This window comes from Pseudomonas fluorescens (assembly GCF_902498065.1).
Taxonomy (GTDB): Bacteria; Pseudomonadota; Gammaproteobacteria; order Pseudomonadales; family Pseudomonadaceae; genus Aquipseudomonas; species Aquipseudomonas fluorescens_BJ.
Map to the genome: position 1 here is coordinate 369604 of NZ_CABVIR010000003.1, position 19079 is coordinate 388682.

Consider the following 19079-nt stretch of genomic DNA (forward strand, 5'->3'; position numbering starts at 1 on the left):
TGTGTTTGACGCAAATCCCCTGTGGGAGCCAGCCTGCTGGCGATGAGGCCGGATCAGACAATGCTAAATTCTGATCTCCACTTCCCCAAGATGCCCGCCATACGGCCCGAAACTCCGTTCAACCAGATGCCGCGTCCCGTCGGCATGAACAATCAACGCCGTACTCGCCCTAGTCCCATAGCTCTGGCTGGCAATGAACACACTCGACAGCAACGCCTCGGTCGCCAACCCGACACCCGTGTCCGGCAGCTCTGCAAATGCTGCTGTCTGCGAATCACTGAGCAACGCCAATAACGCCTCCGGCTGAGGATCCTCCAGGACAGTCTCCAGCGCCGCCCGCGCCTTGAGCAACTTTGGCCACGGCGTATCCAGTCCCGCGTTCGACAACCCATACACCCCAGCCGGCAGCAGCACCGCTTCAGACTCCCGCGCATTGAAGTGCCACAGTTCATTGGTGTTGCCGATCAGCAGGTTAAAACCGGCATATTCCAGCGAACGTCCGACAACGTCGTCCAAGTAATCATCAATTGGCATATCGCCGTCGAGAAATCGCGCGACCAGTTCGCCTCGGGATTTTCGACCGGCCGGTTGGTGAGGATCGCGAATATTGGTCAGCGCCGCGAAGCGCCCATTGGCCCCGACACCGAGCCAGGTGCCGCCGGCCTCAAGGTCGCGTCCGGCATGGACGTGCGGCGCTTCGGGCCATGGCGCCAGTGGCAGGCTGGGCCGGGCATAGAATTCGTCGCGGTTGGCGGCGACGATCAGCGGCTGGGCGTGACCCGGGCGCCAGGCAAAGACAATCAGGCACATAAGGTGGTCCTTGTGTGTTTTTTGCCCACTCTACGCAGTCATTGTGCGGGTATCCATCGCCATCCAGTGGAGCCGAAGGCCATGCATCCGTTACCATGCCGCTCTTCTTTGGGGGTCGTACATGGAATTTCTGCTCTATCTGGCGCTCGGCGCCTGCGCAGGCGTGCTGGCCGGACTGTTCGGCGTCGGTGGCGGAATTATCATCGTACCGGTGCTGGTGTTCAGTTTCACCTTGCAGGGTTTCGACGCCTCGATCCTGACGCACCTGGCGGTCGGTACGTCCCTGGCGACGATCATCTTCACCTCGGTCAACGCGGTGCGCGAGCATCATCGCCGCGGCGCCGTGCGCTGGCCGATTTTTGCCTGGATGACCGTCGGCATCCTGCTCGGCGCCGGGTTCGGCGCGCTGACGGCCGAAGCGATCTCCGGGCCAAACCTGCAGAAAATCATCGGCGTGTTCGCCCTGGTCATCGCCGCGCAACTGGCGCTGGACGTCAAACCCAAGGCCAGCCGAACGGTGCCGGGGAAAGTCGGTCTGACCGTGGCCGGCACGGTGATTGGCTGGGCTTCGGCGATTTTCGGGATTGGCGGCGGTTCGCTGACTGTGCCGTTCCTGACTTGGCGCAGCGTGCCGATGCAGCAAGCGGTGGCGACATCGTCGGCCTGCGGCCTGCCCATTGCGCTGGCCAGTGCATTAAGTTTCATGATTCTGGGCTGGCACGATCCGTTGCTGCCGGCCCATAGTCTCGGTTTTATTTATTTGCCGGCGCTGCTGGGGATCGCCCTGACCAGCATGGTCTTCGCCCGCCTCGGTGCGCGACTGGCCCACCGGCTGTCGCCGAAGTTGCTGAAAAGACTGTTCGCCGCTTTGCTGTTCTGCGTGGGTTTGAGTTTTCTGATCTGACCCATCGCACAATCCTGGCTTAATCCTGAGGTGGCAGCGTCGCCCGGGAATTTTGAAGCTTTCAACTCTAACGAGGAGTCGCAATGCTGCCTTACCCGCAGATCGACCCGGTGGCCCTGGCCATCGGTCCGCTGAAAATCCACTGGTACGGTTTGATGTACCTGATCGGCATCGGCGGTGCGTGGCTGCTGGCGTCGCGCCGGCTCAACCGTTTCGACCCGACCTGGACCAAGGAGAAACTCTCCGACATGGTCTTCTGGATGTCGATGGGCGTTATCGTCGGCGGTCGCCTGGGTTATGTGCTGTTCTACGATCTGAGTGCTTACCTGGCTAACCCGACGCTGATTTTCGAAGTGTGGAAGGGCGGCATGTCGTTCCACGGCGGCTTTATCGGCGTGATGCTGGCGGCGTTGTGGTTCGGTAAAAAGAACAACAAGTCGTTCTTCCAACTGATGGACTTCGTCGCGCCGATGGTGCCGATTGGCCTGGGCGCCGGGCGTATCGGCAACTTCATCAACGCCGAATTGTGGGGTAAGGCGACCGACGTGCCATGGGCAATGGTCTTTCCGACCGATCCGGCGCAACTGGCGCGTCACCCGTCGCAGCTGTATCAGTTCGCCCTGGAAGGCGTGGCGCTGTTCGCCATCCTCTGGCTGTTCTCGCGTAAACCGCGGCCGACCATGGCGGTGTCGGGCATGTTCGCGCTGTTCTATGGCATCTTCCGTTTCATCGTCGAATTCGTCCGCGTGCCGGACGCGCAACTGGGCTATCTGGCCTGGAACTGGCTGACCATGGGCCAGGTGCTCTGCGTGCCGATGATCGTCGGCGGTCTGTTCCTGATCTGGCTGGCGTATCACCGCGCCCCGGCGACTCCAGCGGCTGCCGTATAAATTCGAACCCCGGGGGCGACGGCCTCCGGGTTCAAGGACACAGGTAACTCATGAAGCAATATCTCGAACTGGTCGCCCACGTCATCAAGAACGGCACCAAACAAGCCAACCGCACTGGCGTGAACACCATCAGTTTTCCCGGCGCGATGCTGCGTTATGACCTGAAAGAAGGTTTTCCGGCGATCACCACGCGCAAGATGGCCTTCAAATCGGCCATAGGCGAGATGTGTGGTTTCCTGCGGGGCGTGAACAACGCCGCCGAATTCCGCGCGCTGGGCTGCAAGGTCTGGGATCAGAACGCCAACGAAAACGCGCAATGGCTGGCCAATCCGTTCCGTCAGGGTGAAGACGACCTTGGCGAAATCTACGGCGTGCAATGGCGCAAATGGCCGGCGTACAAGCAGATCCCGGTCAGCAACAAGGCTGCTATCGAGCAGACCCTGAGCCAGGGCTACCGTCAGATCGCCGAAGGCGAAGAAAACGGCCAGGCTTACGTCGTCCTGTACAAAGCGATCGACCAGATCCGCCAGTGCGTCGACACCATCATCAAGGACCCGGGTAGCCGCCGTATCCTGTTCCATGGCTGGAACGTTGCGCAGCTTGATGAAATGGCTTTGCCGCCGTGCCACTTGCTGTACCAGTTCCACCCGAATGTCGAGACCAAAGAGATTTCTCTGACGCTCTACATCCGCTCCAATGACCTGGGCCTGGGCACACCGTTCAACCTCACCGAAGGCGCCGCGTTGCTGAGCCTGATCGGTCGCCTGACCGGCTACACGCCGCGCTGGTTCACCTATTTCATCGGTGATGCCCACGTCTACGAAAACCATCTGGACATGCTGAACGAACAGCTCAAGCGCGAGCCGTTCCCGATGCCGAAGCTGGTGATCAGTGACCGCGTGCCGGAGTTTGCCAAGACTGGCGAGTACCAACCGGAATGGCTGGAGTTGATCGAGCCGAGTGATTTTTCGCTTGAGGGGTATCAACACCACGCGCCGATGACGGCACCGATGGCGGTCTAAAACTCAACGCATAACCCCTGTGGGAGCGAGCCTGCTCGCGATAGCGGCCTGACAGACAACATAGATGTTGAATGTGATGGCCTCATCGCGAGCAGGCTCGCTCCCACATTGGTCTGGTGGTGGGTTTAATGGCCGTGACTGCGGCCAACATGTGAATGCTCAACCTCTGTCGCCACAACCCCGCCACTCACTTCCAGCCGCTGCAAAATCCCGCATTGATCAATATCCGGCCCTTCGCCACAGCGTTGGCGCAGGTCGAGCAGTTGTGCCTGTAACGCCTGCAACCCATCGATCCGCGCTTTCACGTGGTGAATGTGTTCATCGATCAACGCATTCACGCTTTCACATTGATCCTGCGGGCTGTCGCGCAAGGCCAGCAGGCTGCGGATTTCCTCGAGCGTCATGTCGAGGGTGCGGCAATTGCGGATGAAGGTCAGGCGCTCGGCGTGGGCCTGGGTGTAGACGCGGTAGTTGCCGTCGCTGCGGGCCGGCTCCGGCAGGAGGTTTTCGCGCTCGTAATAGCGGATGGTTTCCACGGCGCAGTCGGTGAGTTTCGCCAGTTCTCCGATCTTCATGACGGCCATCTCCAAATAGGTGCTTGACCCTATAGTGGCTACAGGGTCTTTACTTGGCAACAGGCACCTTCATGGACGCAACCAATGAGCGATTCCCTTCACACCCACAAACCCGAGGCTGATCACGATCACGATCACGATCACGATCACGATCACAGCCACAAGCTGCAGCCTGTGCAGAAGCATGACCATGGTGGCCACGGGGATTCCTGCTGTTCTTCCAAAGCGGCGGCGCCGTCGCTGATCAAACTCAGCGAAGCGCCAACCGCCAATGCACGGCTGAGCAGTTTCCGCATCGACGCGATGGACTGCCCGACCGAGCAGACGCTGATCCAGAACAAACTGGGCAAGCTCGCCGGTGTGCAGCAGCTGGAATTCAACCTGATCAACCGCGTGTTGGGCGTGACCCATGACCTGCCGAGCACTGCGCCGATCATTGAGGCGATCAAGTCGCTGGGCATGGTGGCGGAACCGATGGAGCAGGGCGCCGAAACGCCAGCACCGATCCCCGAGAAAAAGCACTGGTGGCCCCTGGCACTGTCCGGCGTGGGTGCGCTGGCAGCGGAAGTGATCCACTTCACCAGCGCCGCGCCGGACTGGGTGGTGGCGATCATCGCGCTGATTTCGATCCTCAGTGGTGGCCTCACCACCTACAAGAAAGGCTGGATCGCGCTCAAGAACCTCAACCTGAACATCAACGCCTTGATGAGCATCGCGGTGACCGGCGCGATCCTGATCGGGCAGTGGCCGGAAGCGGCGATGGTGATGTTCCTGTTCACCGTGGCCGAGTTGATCGAGGCCAAGTCCCTGGACCGCGCGCGCAACGCCATCAGCGGCCTGATGCAGATGGCCCCGGAGCAGGCCACGGTACAGCAGGCCGATGGCAGCTGGATCTTGCAAGACGTGAAAGCCATTGAGCTGGGCGCGCGAGTGCGCGTCCGCCCCGGCGAGCGGATAGGCCTGGACGGCGAAGTCGTGTCGGGCAGTTCGACCATCGATCAGGCGCCGATCACCGGGGAAAGCCTGCCAGTTGAGAAAACCGTTGGTGACAAGGTCTTCGCGGGCACCATCAATCAGGCCGGCTCTCTGGAGTATTCCGTAACGGCAGCCGCCAACAATTCGACCCTGGCGCGGATCATCCACGCCGTCGAACAGGCGCAAGGCGCACGGGCACCGACCCAGCGCTTCGTTGACCAGTTTTCAAAAATCTACACCCCCGCCGTGTTCATCTTCGCCCTCGCGGTGGCGGTGATTCCGCCGCTGTTCATGGGCGCAGTCTGGTTCGACTGGATTTATCGCGCGCTGGTGTTGCTGGTGGTCGCATGCCCCTGCGCATTGGTGATTTCCACCCCGGTGACCATCGTCAGCGGCCTCGCGGCAGCGGCGCGCAAAGGGATTCTGGTCAAGGGCGGCGTCTATCTGGAAGGCGGTTACAAACTCGACTACCTGGCGCTGGACAAGACCGGCACGATCACCCACGGCAAGCCGGTGCAGACGGATTACCTGTCGCTTGATCCGACGGCCGATGCCTCGGCGCCGGCAATTGCGGCTGCATTGGCCGGACGCTCGGACCACCCGGTGTCGCTGGCCATTGCCAACGCCGCTGTGGATAAATCGTTCGCCTCGCTCGTTGTGGATAACTTCGAAGCGCTCGCCGGTCGTGGGGTACGCGGTGAGATCAACGGTCAGGTCTACCACTTGGGCAACCACCGTTTGGTGGAAGAGTTGAGCCTGTGTTCGCCTGCGCTGGAAGAAAAGCTGTTTGCGCTGGAGAAACAGGGCAAGTCCGTGGTGCTGTTGCTCGACAAATCCGGCCCATTGGCGCTGTTCGCCGTGGCCGATACGGTCAAGGAGTCCAGCCGCGAGGCGATCCAGCAGCTGCACGATCTGGGCATCAAAACCCTGATGCTCACCGGCGACAACGTCCACACCGCTCAGGCGATTGCTGCACAAGTCGGTATCGACGAAGCCAAGGGCGATTTGCTGCCGACCGACAAACTGCAAGCTATCGAAGCGCTTTATGCCCAGGGCCATAACGTCGGCATGGTCGGTGACGGCATTAACGATGCCCCGGCGCTGGCCCGGGCAGAAATCGGTTTTGCGATGGCCGCCGCCGGTACCGATACCGCCATCGAAACCGCGGATGTCGCCCTGATGGACGATGATCTGCGCAAGATCCCCGCGTTCATCCGTTTGTCGCGGCAGACGTCGAGCATCCTCAAACAGAACATCGCCCTCGCATTGGTCATCAAGGCGATCTTTCTTGGGGTAACCTTCGCCGGGATCGCCACCATGTGGATGGCGGTGTTCGCCGACATGGGCGTGAGCCTGTTGGTGGTGTTCAACGGTTTGCGCCTGTTGCGCAAATAATCGATGAGGAGCGGGTGTGCTGAGTGCCGAGCTGAAGGCGTTTTACATGGTGGCCCGCCTGGGCAGCATTACCCTGGCGGCGAAAAAACTTGGCCTGAGCCAGCCCACGGTCACCACGCAGATCCGCAATCTGGAAAGCCAGTACTCGGTTGAGCTGTTCTACCGGGGCGGCCGCCGCCTCAGCGTCAGCGACGAAGGCGCGCGGTTGCTGCCGATGGTCAAGGCGCTGCTGCAACAGGAAGCCGACATCGAGTTCTTCCTGCGTAACAGCGGCCAGGTCCAGGGTACGCTGCGCATCGCCGCCACGGCGCCGTATTACATCCTCGATCTGGTGAAGACTTTCCGTGAGCGTTTGCCGCAAGTGGAAGTGTCGGTGGAAATCGGCAACTCGCAACAAGTGCTCGAAGCCTTGGAGGATTACCGGGTCGATGTCGCCGCTTCCTCGCAATTGCTTGATGATGCGCGACTGATTCGCCGGGTGCTCGGCAGCGATCCGCTGGTGTTGGCGGTGCATCGCAATCATCCGCTGGCGGTGCATGATCATGTGCCGCTGAGTGCGTTGGCCGGGCATACGCTGTTGATGCGCGAGTCGGGCTCGACCACTCGGCGGCTGACTGAAGAATTGCTGGCCACTGCCGGGGTGAGTTTTGGGCCGTTGCTGGAGATCGGTAGTCGTGAGTCGATCCGTGAAGCGGTGCTGCGCAACATCGGGATTAGCATCATCGCCCGGCAAGAAGTGCCGCATGATCCGCAACTGCGCGTGCTGACCATCGAGAATGCACCGCAGATTCCCGAGTATTTGTACTGCCTCAAGGAGCGCAAAGGTGCGCGGTTGCCGGCGGCGTTTCTGGGGTTGGCGCAGGAAATGGCTCCCGCCTGAGAGTTGTGTTGCCTGTGCTGGCCTCTTCGCTGGCAAGCCAGCTCCCACAGGTGTCTTTGGTGTTCATAGATCTGTGTTCACTGGAGAACCCTGTGGGAGCGGGCTTGCCCGCGAAGGCGTCAGTCCGGACACCACCTGCCATGAAGGCCCAACCCAAATCCCTGAATACCACTATCAGCCGTTTTGGCCTCACTGCCACATGACGGACGCATTACATCCCTAGGATGAGCTTCATCTGCTTGATGAGGCCTGTCCATGAACCAATCGATCGCAACTGCCCTGACCAACCCCGGCGCCCCAATGAGGGTGCGTGGCGTGCAGAAGCGCTTCGGCGCCTTCACTGCGCTGGATAATGTTTCCCTCGACGTGGCGGCCGGTGAACTGGTGTGTCTGCTGGGGCCGTCGGGCTGCGGTAAAACCACTTTGCTGCGCTGCATCGCCGGTCTCGAGAAGCAGGACAGCGGCGAGTTGTATCTGGGGGATCGCGACGTCTCGCACCTGGCACCTCAGGCCCGGGACTACGGCATTCTGTTCCAGTCCTACGCGCTGTTCCCCAATCTCACCGTCGAAGCGAACATTGCCTACGGTCTCGCCGGCAGCGGTCGCGATGAAGTGCGCAAGCGCGTCGGTCAGATGCTGGAACTGGTCGGCCTGATCGGCAGCGAGAAAAAGTACCCCGGCCAATTGTCCGGCGGCCAGCAGCAACGGGTCGCACTGGCCCGCGCCTTGGCGCCGGCGCCGTCGTTGTTGTTGCTGGACGAACCGATGTCGGCCCTCGACGCCCGAGTCCGCGAGCACTTGTGCACCGAACTGCGCCAACTGCAACGCAACCTCGGCATCACCACGCTGATGGTCACGCACAATCAGGACGAGGCCATGCTGATGGCCGACCGCATCGCCGTGATGAACAACGGCAAGGTCGAGCAGTACGCCACGCCGCAGGAAATCTACGACCGCCCGGCCACACCGTTCGTGGCGGAGTTTGTCGGCCAGGGCAACTGGCTGCCGTTCCAGCGCAGCAGCGACAGCCATGCGCAGGTCGGCGGGATGAACATGCGCCTGGCGGATGGCAGCGCCAAAGCCGCGTCGGGCCGGTTGTTCTGCCGGCCTGAGGCGATCAACGTCAACCCGCTGGTGCATGAAGAAAACCTGTTCCCGGCCAAGGTTCGCGAAATCACCTTCCTTGGCAACCGCTGCCGCATGAGTTTCGAACTCGATCAACTGCCGGGCCACGCGTTGCTCGCGGAACTGGCACCGGAAGCCATGCCGCGCCTCGGTGCTCAGCAGATCATGGTCGCCTTGCCGCCGCGCAGCCTGCAGGTGTTTGCCTGATGAGCGCGCGTATCGCGCTGCCGATACCGCACAAGCTGGTTCGGCAGACCTCCCGTGCCGAGATCGGCGACCGGGTGTTCGTGGTCGGTGGCAAAGTTCTTCTGCTGGTGTTGCTCGGCGTTGCGGTGTTGATGCCATTGCTGGCGATCTTCTGGCGTGGCTTCAGCTCGGAAGCCGGGCAGGGCGGTGGTCTGGTCGCGGCGCGTGAACTGGTGACGAGTGCGAACTTCCACTGGCTGCTCGGCAATAGCCTGAAAGTGTCCCTCAGCGTCGCGGCGATTGTCGTACCGCTGGCCTACCTGTTTGCCTACGCGCTGCAACGCACCTTGATTCCGGGCAAAGGCATTTGGCGCGGGATGTCGTTGTTGCCGCTGATGGCGCCGTCGATGCTGCCCGGCATTGCACTGGTTTACCTGTTCGGCAACCAGGGCCTGTTGCGTGGTTTGCTCTCGGACAATATCTACGGCTTCTGGGGCATTGTTCTGGGTGAGGTGATCTACACCTTCCCACACGCCTTGATGATTTTGCTGTCAGCCCTGTCCCTGGCGGATGCGCGCCTCTTCGATGCCGCTTCAAGTATGGGCGCCAGTCCGGCCAAGGCCTTCCGTAGCATCACCTGGCCGGCGACGCGTCAGGCTGTGTTCGCGGCGTTCTGCCTTGTATTCACCCTGACCATCACCGACTTCGGCGTGCCGGTGGTGGTCGGCGGCGACTATCAGGTGCTGGCGCTGGAAGCCTACAAAGCCGTGGTCGGCCAGCAACAATTCGGTCGCGGTGCGTTGATCGGCATGATCCTGTTGCTGCCGGCGCTGTTCAGCTTCGCGGTCGATGCGTGGTTGCGTCGGCGTCACGGCGACTCCATGAGCGGGCGGGCGCAGGTCTTTCAACCGGCACCGTCGAAACTGCGCGACGGCGTCTATCTCGCCATCGTGCTGCTGATCTGCGCGGTGTTGCTGCTGGTGTTCGGTATGGCGGTGTTCTCGTCGCTGGTGAAATTCTGGCCGTACAACCTGTCGCTCTCGCTCAACCATTACCAGTTCAACGACACGGCGGGCGGCGGCTGGCTGGCCTACGGCAACAGCGTGAAGATGGCCCTGTGCACGGCGTTGATCGGCAGCGTGCTGATCTTCACCGGCGCCTACCTGATGGAAAAAACCAAGGGCCAGCGCGGACTGAACCTGGCCCTGCGCATGCTCAGTTTCGTACCGATGGCGGTGCCGGGTCTGGTGCTGGGCCTGGGTTACGTCTTCTTCTTCAACCTCACCGACAATCCGCTGCATGTGCTCTACGGCACCATGACCCTGTTGGTGGTCTGCACCATTGCTCACTATCTGACCACCGCGCAAATGACCGCGACCACCGCGCTGCGCCAACTCGATGCCGAGTTCGAAGCCGCCGCGCTGTCGCTCAAGGCGCCGCTGTATCGGCACTACCTGCGGGTCACCGTGCCGATCTGCCTGCCGGCGCTGCTGGACATCGTGCGCTACCTGTTCGTCTCGGCCATGACCACCGTCTCGGCGGCGATCTTCCTCTACAGCCCCGACACCATCCTCGCGGCGGTGGCGGTGCTGAACATGGATGATGCCGGCAACGTTGGCGGCGCGGCGGCAATGTCGACCCTGATTCTGTTCACCTCGGCGGGCGTGTCCCTGCTACTGGCGTGGGCCTCGCGCGGTTTGCTGCGCCGCTCCCAGGCCTGGCGGCAGACCGCGCCCGGTCATTGATTTCCCATCCCGCAAACCTCAACTCAAAACAGGAAAAGATCATGTTCAAGCCCCTGGCCCTGGCCGCTGCTGTCCTCACCGCTTTCAGCCTGAACGCCTTCGCGGCGAAAACCGAGTTGACGGTGTACACCGCCCTCGAAGCCGAACAACTGAAGACCTACAAAGAAGCCTTCGAAAAAGCCAACCCGGACGTCGAGATCAAGTGGGTGCGTGATTCCACCGGGATCATCACCGCCAAGCTGCTGGCCGAAAAAGCCCGCCCGCAGGCTGACGCGGTGTGGGGCCTGGCGGCATCGAGCCTGGCGATTCTCGATCAGCAAGGCATGCTGCAAAGCTACGCGCCGAAGGACCTGGGCAAGATCGGCGGCAACTACCGCGACGCCGCCAATCCTCCGGCATGGGTCGGCATGGACGTCTGGGCCGCGACCATTTGCTTCAACACCGTTGAAGCCGAGAAGCAGGGCCTGAGCAAACCGGTGAGCTGGCAGGACCTGACCAAGCCTGAGTACAAAGGCAAGATTGTCATGCCAAACCCGGCCTCGTCCGGCACCGGTTTCCTCGACGTCAGCGCCTGGCTGCAAACCTTCGGCGAGAAGCAGGGCTGGCAGTACATGGACGACCTGCACCAGAACATCGGCCAGTACGTCCACTCCGGCTCCAAGCCTTGCAAACTGGCGGCGGCGGGCGAGTTCCCGATTGGTATTTCCTTTGAATACCCGGCCGTTCAGTTGAAGCGTCAGGGCGCGCCGCTGGACATCATCCTGCCGAAAGAAGGCCTGGGCTGGGAGATCGAAGCGACGGCTGTGATCAAGGGCACACCGCATGAAGACGCGGCGAAGAAACTGGCTGACTTCTCGGCCAGCCCGGCGGCGATGGAGCTTTATAAAGAGAACTTCGCGGTGCTTGCACAGCCGGGGATTGCCAAGCCGCAGACCGAATTGCCGGCGGATTACGAGCAGCGTCTGATCAAGAACGACTTTGCCTGGGCGTCGAAGAATCGCGACGAGATCCTGACCGAGTGGCGCAAGCGCTATGACGGCAAGTCCGAGAAAGTGGCTGCCAAGTAAGATCTCTATCGGCTGACAGGGCCTCATCGCGAGCAGGCTCGCTCCCACAGTGTCCGTGGCGTTCGCCAAACCTGTGTCCACCACACAACCTGTGGGAGCGAGCCTGCTCGCGATGGCGGTCTCGACTTCAAGGTAAAGCTCAATGACACAACACAACAACCTGCTGATCGTAGGCGCCGGCATTCTCGGCCTGTCCCACGCCTACGCTGCCGCCCGACGCGGCCTCAAGGTCACGGTTTTCGAACGCAGCGAAACGCCCTTGGGCGCCTCGGTGCGCAACTTCGGCCAGGCCCTCGTCACCGGCCAGCCACCAGGCCCGATGCTCGAACTGGCCATGGCCAGCCGCGAGATCTGGGGGCAATGGGCGCAACTGGCCGGCCTGCAACTGAAACGCAACGGCTCATACCTGTTCGCCCGCACCGAAGCCGAAGAGCACCTGCTGGAAGCTTTTTGCGCCGGACGAGCCGTGGAGCACGGTTACCGCGTCGACCTGCTGCGCGGCGCCGCATTGCGTGACCTGTACGGCGGCCAGTTCAGCCATCACCGCGCCGCGTTGCACGGCATGGACGATCAACAACTGTATTCCCGCGAAGCGATACCGGCATTGATCGATTACCTGCGCCGCGAAATGAACGTCGACTTTCACTTCTCCACCCTCGTGCGCGACATCGAGCCCGGCCGCTTGCACAGCACCGCCGGCACCTTCAGCGCCGAGCAGATCATTGTGTGCTCCGGTCACGATTATCAGACCTTGCTCGCCGAGCCGATTGCCGCGCTCAACCCGCAAATCTGCCGCCTGCAAATGCTCCGCGCCCGCCCGCAGATCAACCTCAATCTGCAACATGCACTGCTTACCGGCTTGAGTTGCGTGCACTACGGCGCCTTTGCCGATCTGCCGGAAGCGGCGGCAGTGCAGGCGCAGATCCTGCGCGAAGAACCGCACCTGCACGAAAACGGCATTCACTTGCTGATCAGCCCGACGCCTTACGGCGAACTGATCATCGGCGACTCCCATCACTATGGCCGCGACCCCTCGCCATTCAACGCCGAGCAGGTGGATAACTGGATGATCGAACTGGCCGAGCAGACGTTGCGCTGCAAGGTGCAAGTGGTCGAGCGGTGGCAGGGTGTTTATGGTTCACGCGGGCCGGGACCGTTTTCATTCCTGCGGCCGATGCCGGGCGTGAGCGTGGCGCTGATGCACACCGGCGTCGGCATGAGCGTCGGCCCGGCGATGGCCGAACGCAATGTCGCAACGGTATTGGGAGAACGTTGATGGACCGCATTACGCAAGTGATCGCCGAGGTGTTCGGTTTGTATGAACGTTTTGGCGACAGCGATTACATCGGTGAGCCGGTGTCGCAGATCGAGCACATGTCCCAGGCCGCACAACTGGCCATGGCCGAAGGTTTCGATGACGAAGTAGTGCTGGCCGCGTTCTTCCATGACATCGGCCATATCTGCGCCGACAGCGCGCAGAACATGGGCGGTTTCGGCGTGGTTAGCCACGAGCGGTTGGGCGCTGATTATTTGCGTCGCGCAGGCTTCAGCGAACGCATGGCGCGGCTGGTGGAATACCACGTTCAGGCCAAGCGTTATCTGACACTCAAAACGCCTGGGTACTACGAGCGATTGAGCGAAGCCAGCCGCCGGACCCTGGTGTATCAGGGTGGGGTAATGACCGAGGCGGAGGCTGAAGCGTTCGAACAGGACCCATTGTGCGAGGTCAGTTTGCGCATGCGGCACTGGGATGAGTTGGCCAAGGAAATGTGGGTGCCGGTGATCGACCTTGAAGTGTTAAAGACAAAGGCATCGGCGCTGTTGGCCAAGTCCAGTGTTCCTTCAACAGAGAGTCCTCTTGCGACGTGTATTTAGCGAAACCCCTTACTTGCAGCGGCGAAGTTGAGCCATGGCTACCGTGTTTTCGGGCGGCTAGTGTTTGAGTTTCTTTTATTGTTGAGGAACACTCATGCGCTATTTGAAAGTCACCGTTCAGGATCGGATCGGCAATGGTCGGGCCGATTCTGTCCTGTTGCAGTTCTATGAATCAGCCTGTACCCCCGGTGACGATGTCCTGGTCAACAAAGCCTTCGCACTGGATTTCGATGCCGATGGCAAAGTCGATTACAAAATGGGCGACGTCACTCACGACGGTAAGGAAAACAGCGTTGACCAACGTCTGTTGAAGACCTTCGCTAATGCTTGTCTCAGACTCAACTGGTTCAACCCCGGCGCTTCTACAAAGCGTTATTTGAAAATGTTCACAGAGGATTTCGCCGGGGATGGCAGCCCGGATACGGTGCGTTTTCACTTTCACGAAGGTACGGGAAAGCCGACAGACAAGACGCTGGCTTACACGGCGGCGGCCTACGACACCGATAACAACGGAACTCTGGACTGGTCGATCCACTTTGATATGGATAACGATGGCGATACGGATGCGACGGATCGTGAGCTGGTGTCGTTGCTGAGTGATACCTACCTGAAGTTCAAATGGAAGTGAGCGTCGGAGTCTGGAGTAGGTCCGCGTTTACACCACAGAACTAAAGCTGCTGCGCCAACACCTCGATTTGCTCCTGCCGCTCCGCCTGACTCAACTTCGCGTGTGGGTTCAGCGACGACCACTGCGGATGCGCCCGAGCCTTGTTCAGGGCCTCGGGCAGTTTGCCTTCGCGCCAGGTCTTGTCCTGTGGTGTGGCGACCTGGATGCTGTCCATCGCCGCGTGCCCGCGCGCATTCAGCGCCTGCAGCAACTGGCGCTGACGCAACGCCAACAACCGCAACACACTGTCATCGACCGTCAATTCGCGTTGACCCTTGATCTTGCCCAGCAACCGGCTGCCATAACTGCGTGCGGTTTGCAGCGCGCCGCCGGCAATCGCGCCGGCCAGTGCCGCCGCTCCGAGAGTCAAGCCTCCGACCAGCAGATCCACCCCGGCCCCGGCCGCTGCACCCGCCGCGATACCTCCGCCGACCCGCACGCCCAGTTGCTTGAGGGTTTCCGGGTTGAACAGATCATCGCCCCAACGGCCATCGAGCAGCGGTAGATCACTGGCCGCTGCATCCTGCGGGCGGAAGGCATAGAGTTTGAGCAGGGCTTCGACGCAGCGCTGTTCCCGTTGGCGAACGGCTTTGCGCAGCTCACTGATGGCGTGCTGTTCCTGTTCAGCATCGCTGACCACGCTGCGCCGGCACGCCGCGCAATCGATCAATAATTCGGCAATCAACCGCGCCGCACTTTGCTGTCGGGCCAGGCGCTGGGCCTGTTGATCGGCGATCAATCGCTCCAGTTGCTCGCGAGAGTTTTCCAGCAACAGCGCGAGGCTTTCATAGAGCCGACGCTCGCCATCTTCCGGCGGCGCGACGCTGTCGAAACGCACCAACGCATGCAAGCCCAGACGCGCCAGCGCTTCACGCCAAGCCGGCTCTCGGTGGTTGGCACTGCTGACAAAATTCAGCACCGGCAGCAACGGTTTGCCGCAGCTGGCCAGCACTTCCAGTTCGTCGCGGTACTTGGACAGCACCGGTTCGCGGGCGTCGATCACATAGAGGCCGGCATCGCAGGTGAGCAGTTGCCGCAGCACCTTGGCTTCCTGTTCGAACCGCTGCCGGGCTTCGCTGCCTTCAAGAAAACGCGCCAGGCGCGCCGGGCCGTCGAGGCGTTCACCGGGACGCTCCAGGCGTTCGAGGTAGTCGAGCAGGGCGATGGCATCTTCCAGCCCCGGCGTGTCGAACAGGTCGAGCAAGGGCTCGCCGTCCACTGACAACCGCGCGCCTTCGACGTGTCGCGTGGTGCTCGGGCGATGAGAGACTTCGCCGAAACCGACATCACGGGTCAACGTGCGCAGCAACGAGGTTTTGCCGACGTTGGTGTGGCCGACCACCGCGAGCTTCAACGGCGCTTTCCACGAATCAGTCATGACCGTTCTCCAGCCAGTTCAACGGCGCACAATCGGCGAAGGGCAGATTCAGTTGCTGCAACGCCATGTGCCAGTCGCCGAGGCGCTCGGCATCCAATGCTTCGCCGGGCGGCGCTTGCAGCAGCCATACGCGGGTGGCGCTGGCGTTGCGGGCCAGTTCGGCGATCAGTGCGAGGCTGCCGCGATCCGGCGAGCGCCGTGGATCACAGGCGATGGCCAGGCGGGCTGGAGGGAAACGGCTCAGCTGTTCGAGGAGTTTGTTGCGTGATTCGCGACTGTCGAGGATGCCCGCGTTGCTCACGTTTTCAGGCAGTTGTGGCGGCCATGGGCGTTGATCGTCCAGCTCGATGGCCACCAGCAACGCGCCGTCACTTTGCAGTTCGCTGACGCCGCTTTCGACGCGATGCAGATGCTCGGGCGCCTCGTCACTGATGCCCAGGCGTTCGCTGGTGGGCATCAGGCGTTCGCGCAGTTGCGCGTAACCGGGCAGGTTCAGATCCAGACGCAACATGGCGCGACCACTTTTCCAGCGCCACAGGCACAACAGCGCCAGAAGCAGGCGCGGCACAATGCCGTAAACCACCAGCACGCCGACCAACCACGTCGCCCAGGCCTGACGGGCACTTTCGATGTTCAGCGCGGCGTCGCCACTGGCGCGGATCATTTCAACCGTTGGCACGTTGAAGCCCAGCAGCGCCGGCAGGGCGCCGAGCGCCTGGGTCATGGCGACAAACGTGTCGCCACCGAGGAGGGTGGTTTCCCAGACGAAGCCGTAGCGCCGGGTCGCCATGAGCATCAGCAGAATCACCAAGGCGCTGAGCATTGCCAGCAACCACAAGCCATTGACCAGCACGCCAAGCGCCCAGCGATTGAGTTTGCGTCGTTGCAGCAACAACAGCAGGGCGGGCGCCAGTTGCGCGGCTTTGGCGTCGCGGGCGAGTTTTTCGCTGAGCCACAACCACAAGCGTCCCAGCGTTGCGCCATGTTCGCCGGCAAACACCAGGCCCAGCGCCCAACTCAGTAATAGAATCAGGTTCAGCCCGAGCAAACTGCCCAAGGCCCAGAACACATTGACCGGGGGTTGTCCGTCACCCAGCGCGGCAATCGCCAGCCCGGCGCCGCTGACCACGGCCAGCACGGCCAACACCAGCAGCGCCAGTCGCGCGCCTTGCAGCCAATGTATGAGGGCTTCGGTCAGTCCATCGCGCTCGGCCAGCCACAAGGCCCGGCGCGAAATCCGTGTCGGCAGGTCGCCACCTGCGGCACGAGCCAGTCGGTTGGCTTCCAGATCATCCAGAGGGCCGGCGTGTTCTTCGCGCAGGCGAATGGTTTCCGTCAGCCAGAGGTTATTCAGTTCAGTCACGCGGCATCCCGTCGCTCAATTGAGCTGTGAGCATAACCGCTGTGGCGCTTATCGGGGTACGGGAGGCTCTGGTATCCTCGCCGACATGACTAAATCACTCCCCCTCAGCCTGATCGCAGCCCTCGGTGAAAACCGTGTGATCGGCGTCGACAACAGCATGCCCTGGCACTTGCCGGGGGACTTCAAATACTTCAAGGCCACCACCTTGGGCAAGCCGATCATCATGGGTCGCAAGACCTGGGATTCCCTCGGTCGTCCGCTGCCGGGCCGGTTGAACATCGTGGTCAGCCGTCAGGCGGATCTGGTGCTGGAAGGCGCGGAGGTTTATCCGTCGCTGGAGGCTGCGGTGGTTCGCGCTGAAGAATGGGCGAAAGAGCAGGGCGTCGATGAGTTGATGCTGATTGGCGGCGCGCAGTTGTATGCGCAGGGGTTGGCGCAAGCGGATCGGTTGTACCTGACGCGCGTGGCGTTGAGTCCGGAAGGGGATGCGTGGTTTCCAGCGTTTGATTTGGACCAGTGGAAGTTGGTGTCGAATGTGCCGAATCCGGCCGAAGGCGACAAACCGGGGTACAACTTCGAAGTCTGGGAAAAAGTCTAAAAGCATCGCCAGCAGGCTGGCTCCCACAGTGGGTTTGAGGTGAAACACAGATCGTGTGAACACCCAAAATCCCTGTGGGAGCCAGCCTGCTGGCGATGAGGCCAGATCAGACGCTAAAGGATTTAAGCGTGCGCCAACTCCGAATGCTCATCCGCATCCAGCAATTCTTTATCCGTCTGCTGCATGATCTGGCTGGTCATCGCCCCGGCCGTGATCGAACCACTCACGTTCAACGCCGTCCGCCCCATATCAATCAGCGGCTCCACCGAAATCAGCAACGCCACCAGTGACACCGGCAAGCCCATCGCCGGCAACACGATCAGCGCCGCAAACGTCGCGCCACCACCGACACCGGCCACACCCGCCGAACTCAGCGTCACAATCGCCACCAGCGTTGCGATCCACAGCGGGTCCAGCGGATTGATGCCCACGGTCGGCGCGACCATCACCGCCAACATCGCCGGGTACAGGCCGGCACAGCCGTTCTGGCCAATGGTCGCGCCGAACGAAGCGGCGAAACTGGCGATGGACTGCGGAATACCCAGGCGACTGGTTTGCGCTTCGATGCTCAGCGGAATCGTCGCCGCACTCGAACGGCTGGTGAAGGCAAACGTCAGCACCGGCCAGATCTTGCGGAAGAAGCGCAGCGGGTTGATCCCGGCCGCCGAGACCAGCACGCCGTGGACCACAAACATCAAGCCCAGGCCGATGTAGGACACCACGACAAAACTGCCGAGCTTGATGATGTCTTGCAGGTTGGAACCGGCGACCACTTTGGTCATCAGCGCCAACACGCCGTACGGGGTCAGCTTCATCACCAGACGCACCAGGCGCATCACCCAGGCTTGCAAGGTGTCGATGGCGTTGATCACTTTCTGACCTTTCTCGACATCATCTTTCAGCAGTTGCAGCGCGGCGACCCCGAGGAACGCGGCGAAAATCACCACGCTGATGATCGACGTCGGCTTGGCGCGTGCCAGGTCGGCAAACGGGTTTTGCGGGATGAACGACAGCAGCAACTGCGGCACATTCAGGTCGGCAACCTTGCCGGCATAGTCGGTCTGAATGGTTTGCAGACGGGCCATTTCCTGCGTGCCGGCCACCAGTCCTTCAGCGGTGAGACCGAACAGGTTGGTCAAACCGATACCGATCAGCGCCGCGATGGCGGTGGTGAACAGCAGCGTGCCAATGGTCAGGAAGCTGATCTTGCCCAGCGACGAAGCGTTGTGCAGACGCGCCACGGCGCTGAGGATCGAGGCGAACACCAGCGGGATCACGATCATTTGCAGCAACTGCACGTAACCGTTGCCCACCAGATCGAACCAGCCGATCGAGGCTTTCAGCACCGGGTTGCCGGCACCGTAAATCGTGTGCAATGCGACACCGAACACAACGCCCAGCACCAAAGCGAGCAGGACTTTTTTCGCCAGGCTCCACGTCGTGTGACGGGTTTGTGCGAGTGCGACGAGCAGGGCGAGGAACACCAGCAGGTTGAGAATCAGCGGCAGATTCATTGGAACTCCCATTAGACATGTGCCAACTGCCTTCCGGGGCAGCTGCGAACCGGCAAGCCTAACAGCTTGATTTCCAATGAATTAATATCAAAAAAATCTGATAACTGTCG

Annotated in this window: 17 protein-coding genes; 12 read left to right on the forward strand and 5 right to left on the reverse strand. The window is 61.4% G+C overall.

The annotated features are described in order from the left end of the window. Positions 1-63 precede the first annotated feature (63 nt). Positions 64-810 carry an NRDE family protein gene (locus tag F8N43_RS14470; RefSeq protein ID WP_150632151.1) on the reverse strand — a complete coding sequence of 249 codons (747 nt, stop codon included), beginning with the start codon at positions 808-810 and terminating at the stop codon, positions 64-66. Between the two features lie 121 nt (positions 811-931). Between F8N43_RS14470 and F8N43_RS14475 the strand changes: the two genes are divergently transcribed. From F8N43_RS14475 to F8N43_RS14485, 3 genes are all read left to right on the forward strand, one after another. Next, positions 932-1714, forward strand: a complete 783-nt coding sequence (locus F8N43_RS14475; RefSeq protein ID WP_150653950.1) for a sulfite exporter TauE/SafE family protein — start codon at positions 932-934, stop codon at positions 1712-1714. Positions 1715-1797: 83 nt separating this feature from the next. After that, on the forward strand, positions 1798-2604 hold the full coding sequence (lgt, locus tag F8N43_RS14480) for a prolipoprotein diacylglyceryl transferase (protein WP_150638041.1): 807 nt from the start codon (positions 1798-1800) through the stop codon (positions 2602-2604). Between the two features lie 50 nt (positions 2605-2654). Further along, entirely contained in the window at positions 2655-3626 is a 972-nt protein-coding gene (locus F8N43_RS14485) for a thymidylate synthase (RefSeq protein ID WP_150638038.1), read from the forward strand. 125 nt (positions 3627-3751) lie between these two features. Here the strand turns inward: F8N43_RS14485 and cadR are convergent, their stop codons facing one another. Next, positions 3752-4201, reverse strand: a complete 450-nt coding sequence (cadR, locus tag F8N43_RS14490) for a Cd(II)/Pb(II)-responsive transcriptional regulator (protein WP_150638036.1) — start codon at positions 4199-4201, stop codon at positions 3752-3754. Between the two features lie 84 nt (positions 4202-4285). Here cadR and F8N43_RS14495 point away from each other — a divergent pair, with 84 nt between their 5' ends. The 8 genes from F8N43_RS14495 (at position 4286) to F8N43_RS14530 (ending at position 14077) form a co-directional block, all read left to right on the forward strand. After that, on the forward strand, positions 4286-6571 hold the full coding sequence (locus F8N43_RS14495; protein ID WP_150653951.1) for a heavy metal translocating P-type ATPase: 2286 nt from the start codon (positions 4286-4288) through the stop codon (positions 6569-6571). A 16-nt stretch (positions 6572-6587) separates the two neighbouring features. Next, positions 6588-7451, forward strand: a complete 864-nt coding sequence (locus F8N43_RS14500; protein WP_150632156.1) for a LysR family transcriptional regulator — start codon at positions 6588-6590, stop codon at positions 7449-7451. Between the two features lie 255 nt (positions 7452-7706). Beyond that, positions 7707-8783, forward strand: a complete 1077-nt coding sequence (locus F8N43_RS14505; RefSeq protein WP_150653952.1) for a putative 2-aminoethylphosphonate ABC transporter ATP-binding protein — start codon at positions 7707-7709, stop codon at positions 8781-8783. Further along, positions 8783-10507, forward strand: coding sequence for a putative 2-aminoethylphosphonate ABC transporter permease subunit (locus F8N43_RS14510; RefSeq protein WP_150653953.1), 1725 nt, complete (start codon positions 8783-8785; stop codon positions 10505-10507). Before F8N43_RS14505 ends, F8N43_RS14510 begins: the two co-directional genes overlap by 1 nt. Positions 10508-10548: 41 nt before the next feature. Next, positions 10549-11574 (forward strand): putative 2-aminoethylphosphonate ABC transporter substrate-binding protein, encoded by a 1026-nt coding sequence (locus F8N43_RS14515; protein WP_123719723.1) that lies wholly within the window; start codon positions 10549-10551, stop codon positions 11572-11574. 142 nt (positions 11575-11716) lie between these two features. Next, positions 11717-12850: a TIGR03364 family FAD-dependent oxidoreductase gene (locus F8N43_RS14520; RefSeq protein WP_150653954.1), complete on the forward strand. Its 1134-nt coding sequence runs from the start codon at positions 11717-11719 to the stop codon at positions 12848-12850. Next, on the forward strand, positions 12850-13449 hold the full coding sequence (locus F8N43_RS14525; RefSeq protein WP_150653955.1) for a phosphonate degradation HD-domain oxygenase: 600 nt from the start codon (positions 12850-12852) through the stop codon (positions 13447-13449). The genes F8N43_RS14520 and F8N43_RS14525 overlap by 1 nt, the downstream gene beginning before the upstream one ends. Positions 13450-13543: 94 nt before the next feature. Beyond that, positions 13544-14077 carry a hypothetical protein gene (locus F8N43_RS14530; protein WP_150632744.1) on the forward strand — a complete coding sequence of 178 codons (534 nt, stop codon included), beginning with the start codon at positions 13544-13546 and terminating at the stop codon, positions 14075-14077. A gap of 40 nt (positions 14078-14117) precedes the next feature. Here the strand turns inward: F8N43_RS14530 and F8N43_RS14535 are convergent, their stop codons facing one another. Both F8N43_RS14535 and F8N43_RS14540 read right to left on the reverse strand, forming a co-directional pair. Then, on the reverse strand, positions 14118-15494 hold the full coding sequence (locus F8N43_RS14535) for a GTPase/DUF3482 domain-containing protein (RefSeq protein WP_150638026.1): 1377 nt from the start codon (positions 15492-15494) through the stop codon (positions 14118-14120). Next, positions 15487-16857, reverse strand: coding sequence for a DUF2868 domain-containing protein (locus F8N43_RS14540; protein ID WP_150653956.1), 1371 nt, complete (start codon positions 16855-16857; stop codon positions 15487-15489). Before F8N43_RS14540 ends, F8N43_RS14535 begins: the two co-directional genes overlap by 8 nt. 85 nt (positions 16858-16942) lie before the next feature. Here F8N43_RS14540 and F8N43_RS14545 point away from each other — a divergent pair, with 85 nt between their 5' ends. Continuing rightward, the gene (locus tag F8N43_RS14545) at positions 16943-17455 is read left to right on the forward strand and encodes a dihydrofolate reductase (protein WP_150632747.1); all 513 of its coding nucleotides are present in this window, start codon (positions 16943-16945) and stop codon (positions 17453-17455) included. Positions 17456-17577: 122 nt separating this feature from the next. On the opposite strand, the gene F8N43_RS14550 is transcribed toward F8N43_RS14545, so the two are convergent. Then, complete coding sequence (locus F8N43_RS14550) at positions 17578-18969, reverse strand: L-cystine transporter (protein ID WP_150653957.1); 1392 nt, start codon at positions 18967-18969, stop codon at positions 17578-17580. Positions 18970-19079 lie beyond the last annotated feature (110 nt).

Bases quoted from the DNA above. Each gene is read 5' to 3' on its own strand.
- F8N43_RS14470 (WP_150632151.1), bottom strand. From the start codon at position 810: ATGTGCCTGATTGTCTTTGCCTGGCGCCCGGGTCACGCCCAGCCGCTG.
- F8N43_RS14475 (WP_150653950.1), top strand. From the start codon at position 932: ATGGAATTTCTGCTCTATCTGGCGCTCGGCGCCTGCGCAGGCGTGCTG.
- lgt (WP_150638041.1), top strand. From the start codon at position 1,798: ATGCTGCCTTACCCGCAGATCGACCCGGTGGCCCTGGCCATCGGTCCG.
- F8N43_RS14485 (WP_150638038.1), top strand. From the start codon at position 2,655: ATGAAGCAATATCTCGAACTGGTCGCCCACGTCATCAAGAACGGCACC.
- cadR (WP_150638036.1), bottom strand. From the start codon at position 4,201: ATGAAGATCGGAGAACTGGCGAAACTCACCGACTGCGCCGTGGAAACC.
- F8N43_RS14495 (WP_150653951.1), top strand. From the start codon at position 4,286: ATGAGCGATTCCCTTCACACCCACAAACCCGAGGCTGATCACGATCAC.
- F8N43_RS14505 (WP_150653952.1), top strand. From the start codon at position 7,707: ATGAACCAATCGATCGCAACTGCCCTGACCAACCCCGGCGCCCCAATG.
- F8N43_RS14510 (WP_150653953.1), top strand. From the start codon at position 8,783: ATGAGCGCGCGTATCGCGCTGCCGATACCGCACAAGCTGGTTCGGCAG.
- F8N43_RS14515 (WP_123719723.1), top strand. From the start codon at position 10,549: ATGTTCAAGCCCCTGGCCCTGGCCGCTGCTGTCCTCACCGCTTTCAGC.
- F8N43_RS14520 (WP_150653954.1), top strand. From the start codon at position 11,717: ATGACACAACACAACAACCTGCTGATCGTAGGCGCCGGCATTCTCGGC.
- F8N43_RS14525 (WP_150653955.1), top strand. From the start codon at position 12,850: ATGGACCGCATTACGCAAGTGATCGCCGAGGTGTTCGGTTTGTATGAA.
- F8N43_RS14530 (WP_150632744.1), top strand. From the start codon at position 13,544: ATGCGCTATTTGAAAGTCACCGTTCAGGATCGGATCGGCAATGGTCGG.
- F8N43_RS14535 (WP_150638026.1), bottom strand. From the start codon at position 15,494: ATGACTGATTCGTGGAAAGCGCCGTTGAAGCTCGCGGTGGTCGGCCAC.
- F8N43_RS14545 (WP_150632747.1), top strand. From the start codon at position 16,943: ATGACTAAATCACTCCCCCTCAGCCTGATCGCAGCCCTCGGTGAAAAC.
- F8N43_RS14550 (WP_150653957.1), bottom strand. From the start codon at position 18,969: ATGAATCTGCCGCTGATTCTCAACCTGCTGGTGTTCCTCGCCCTGCTC.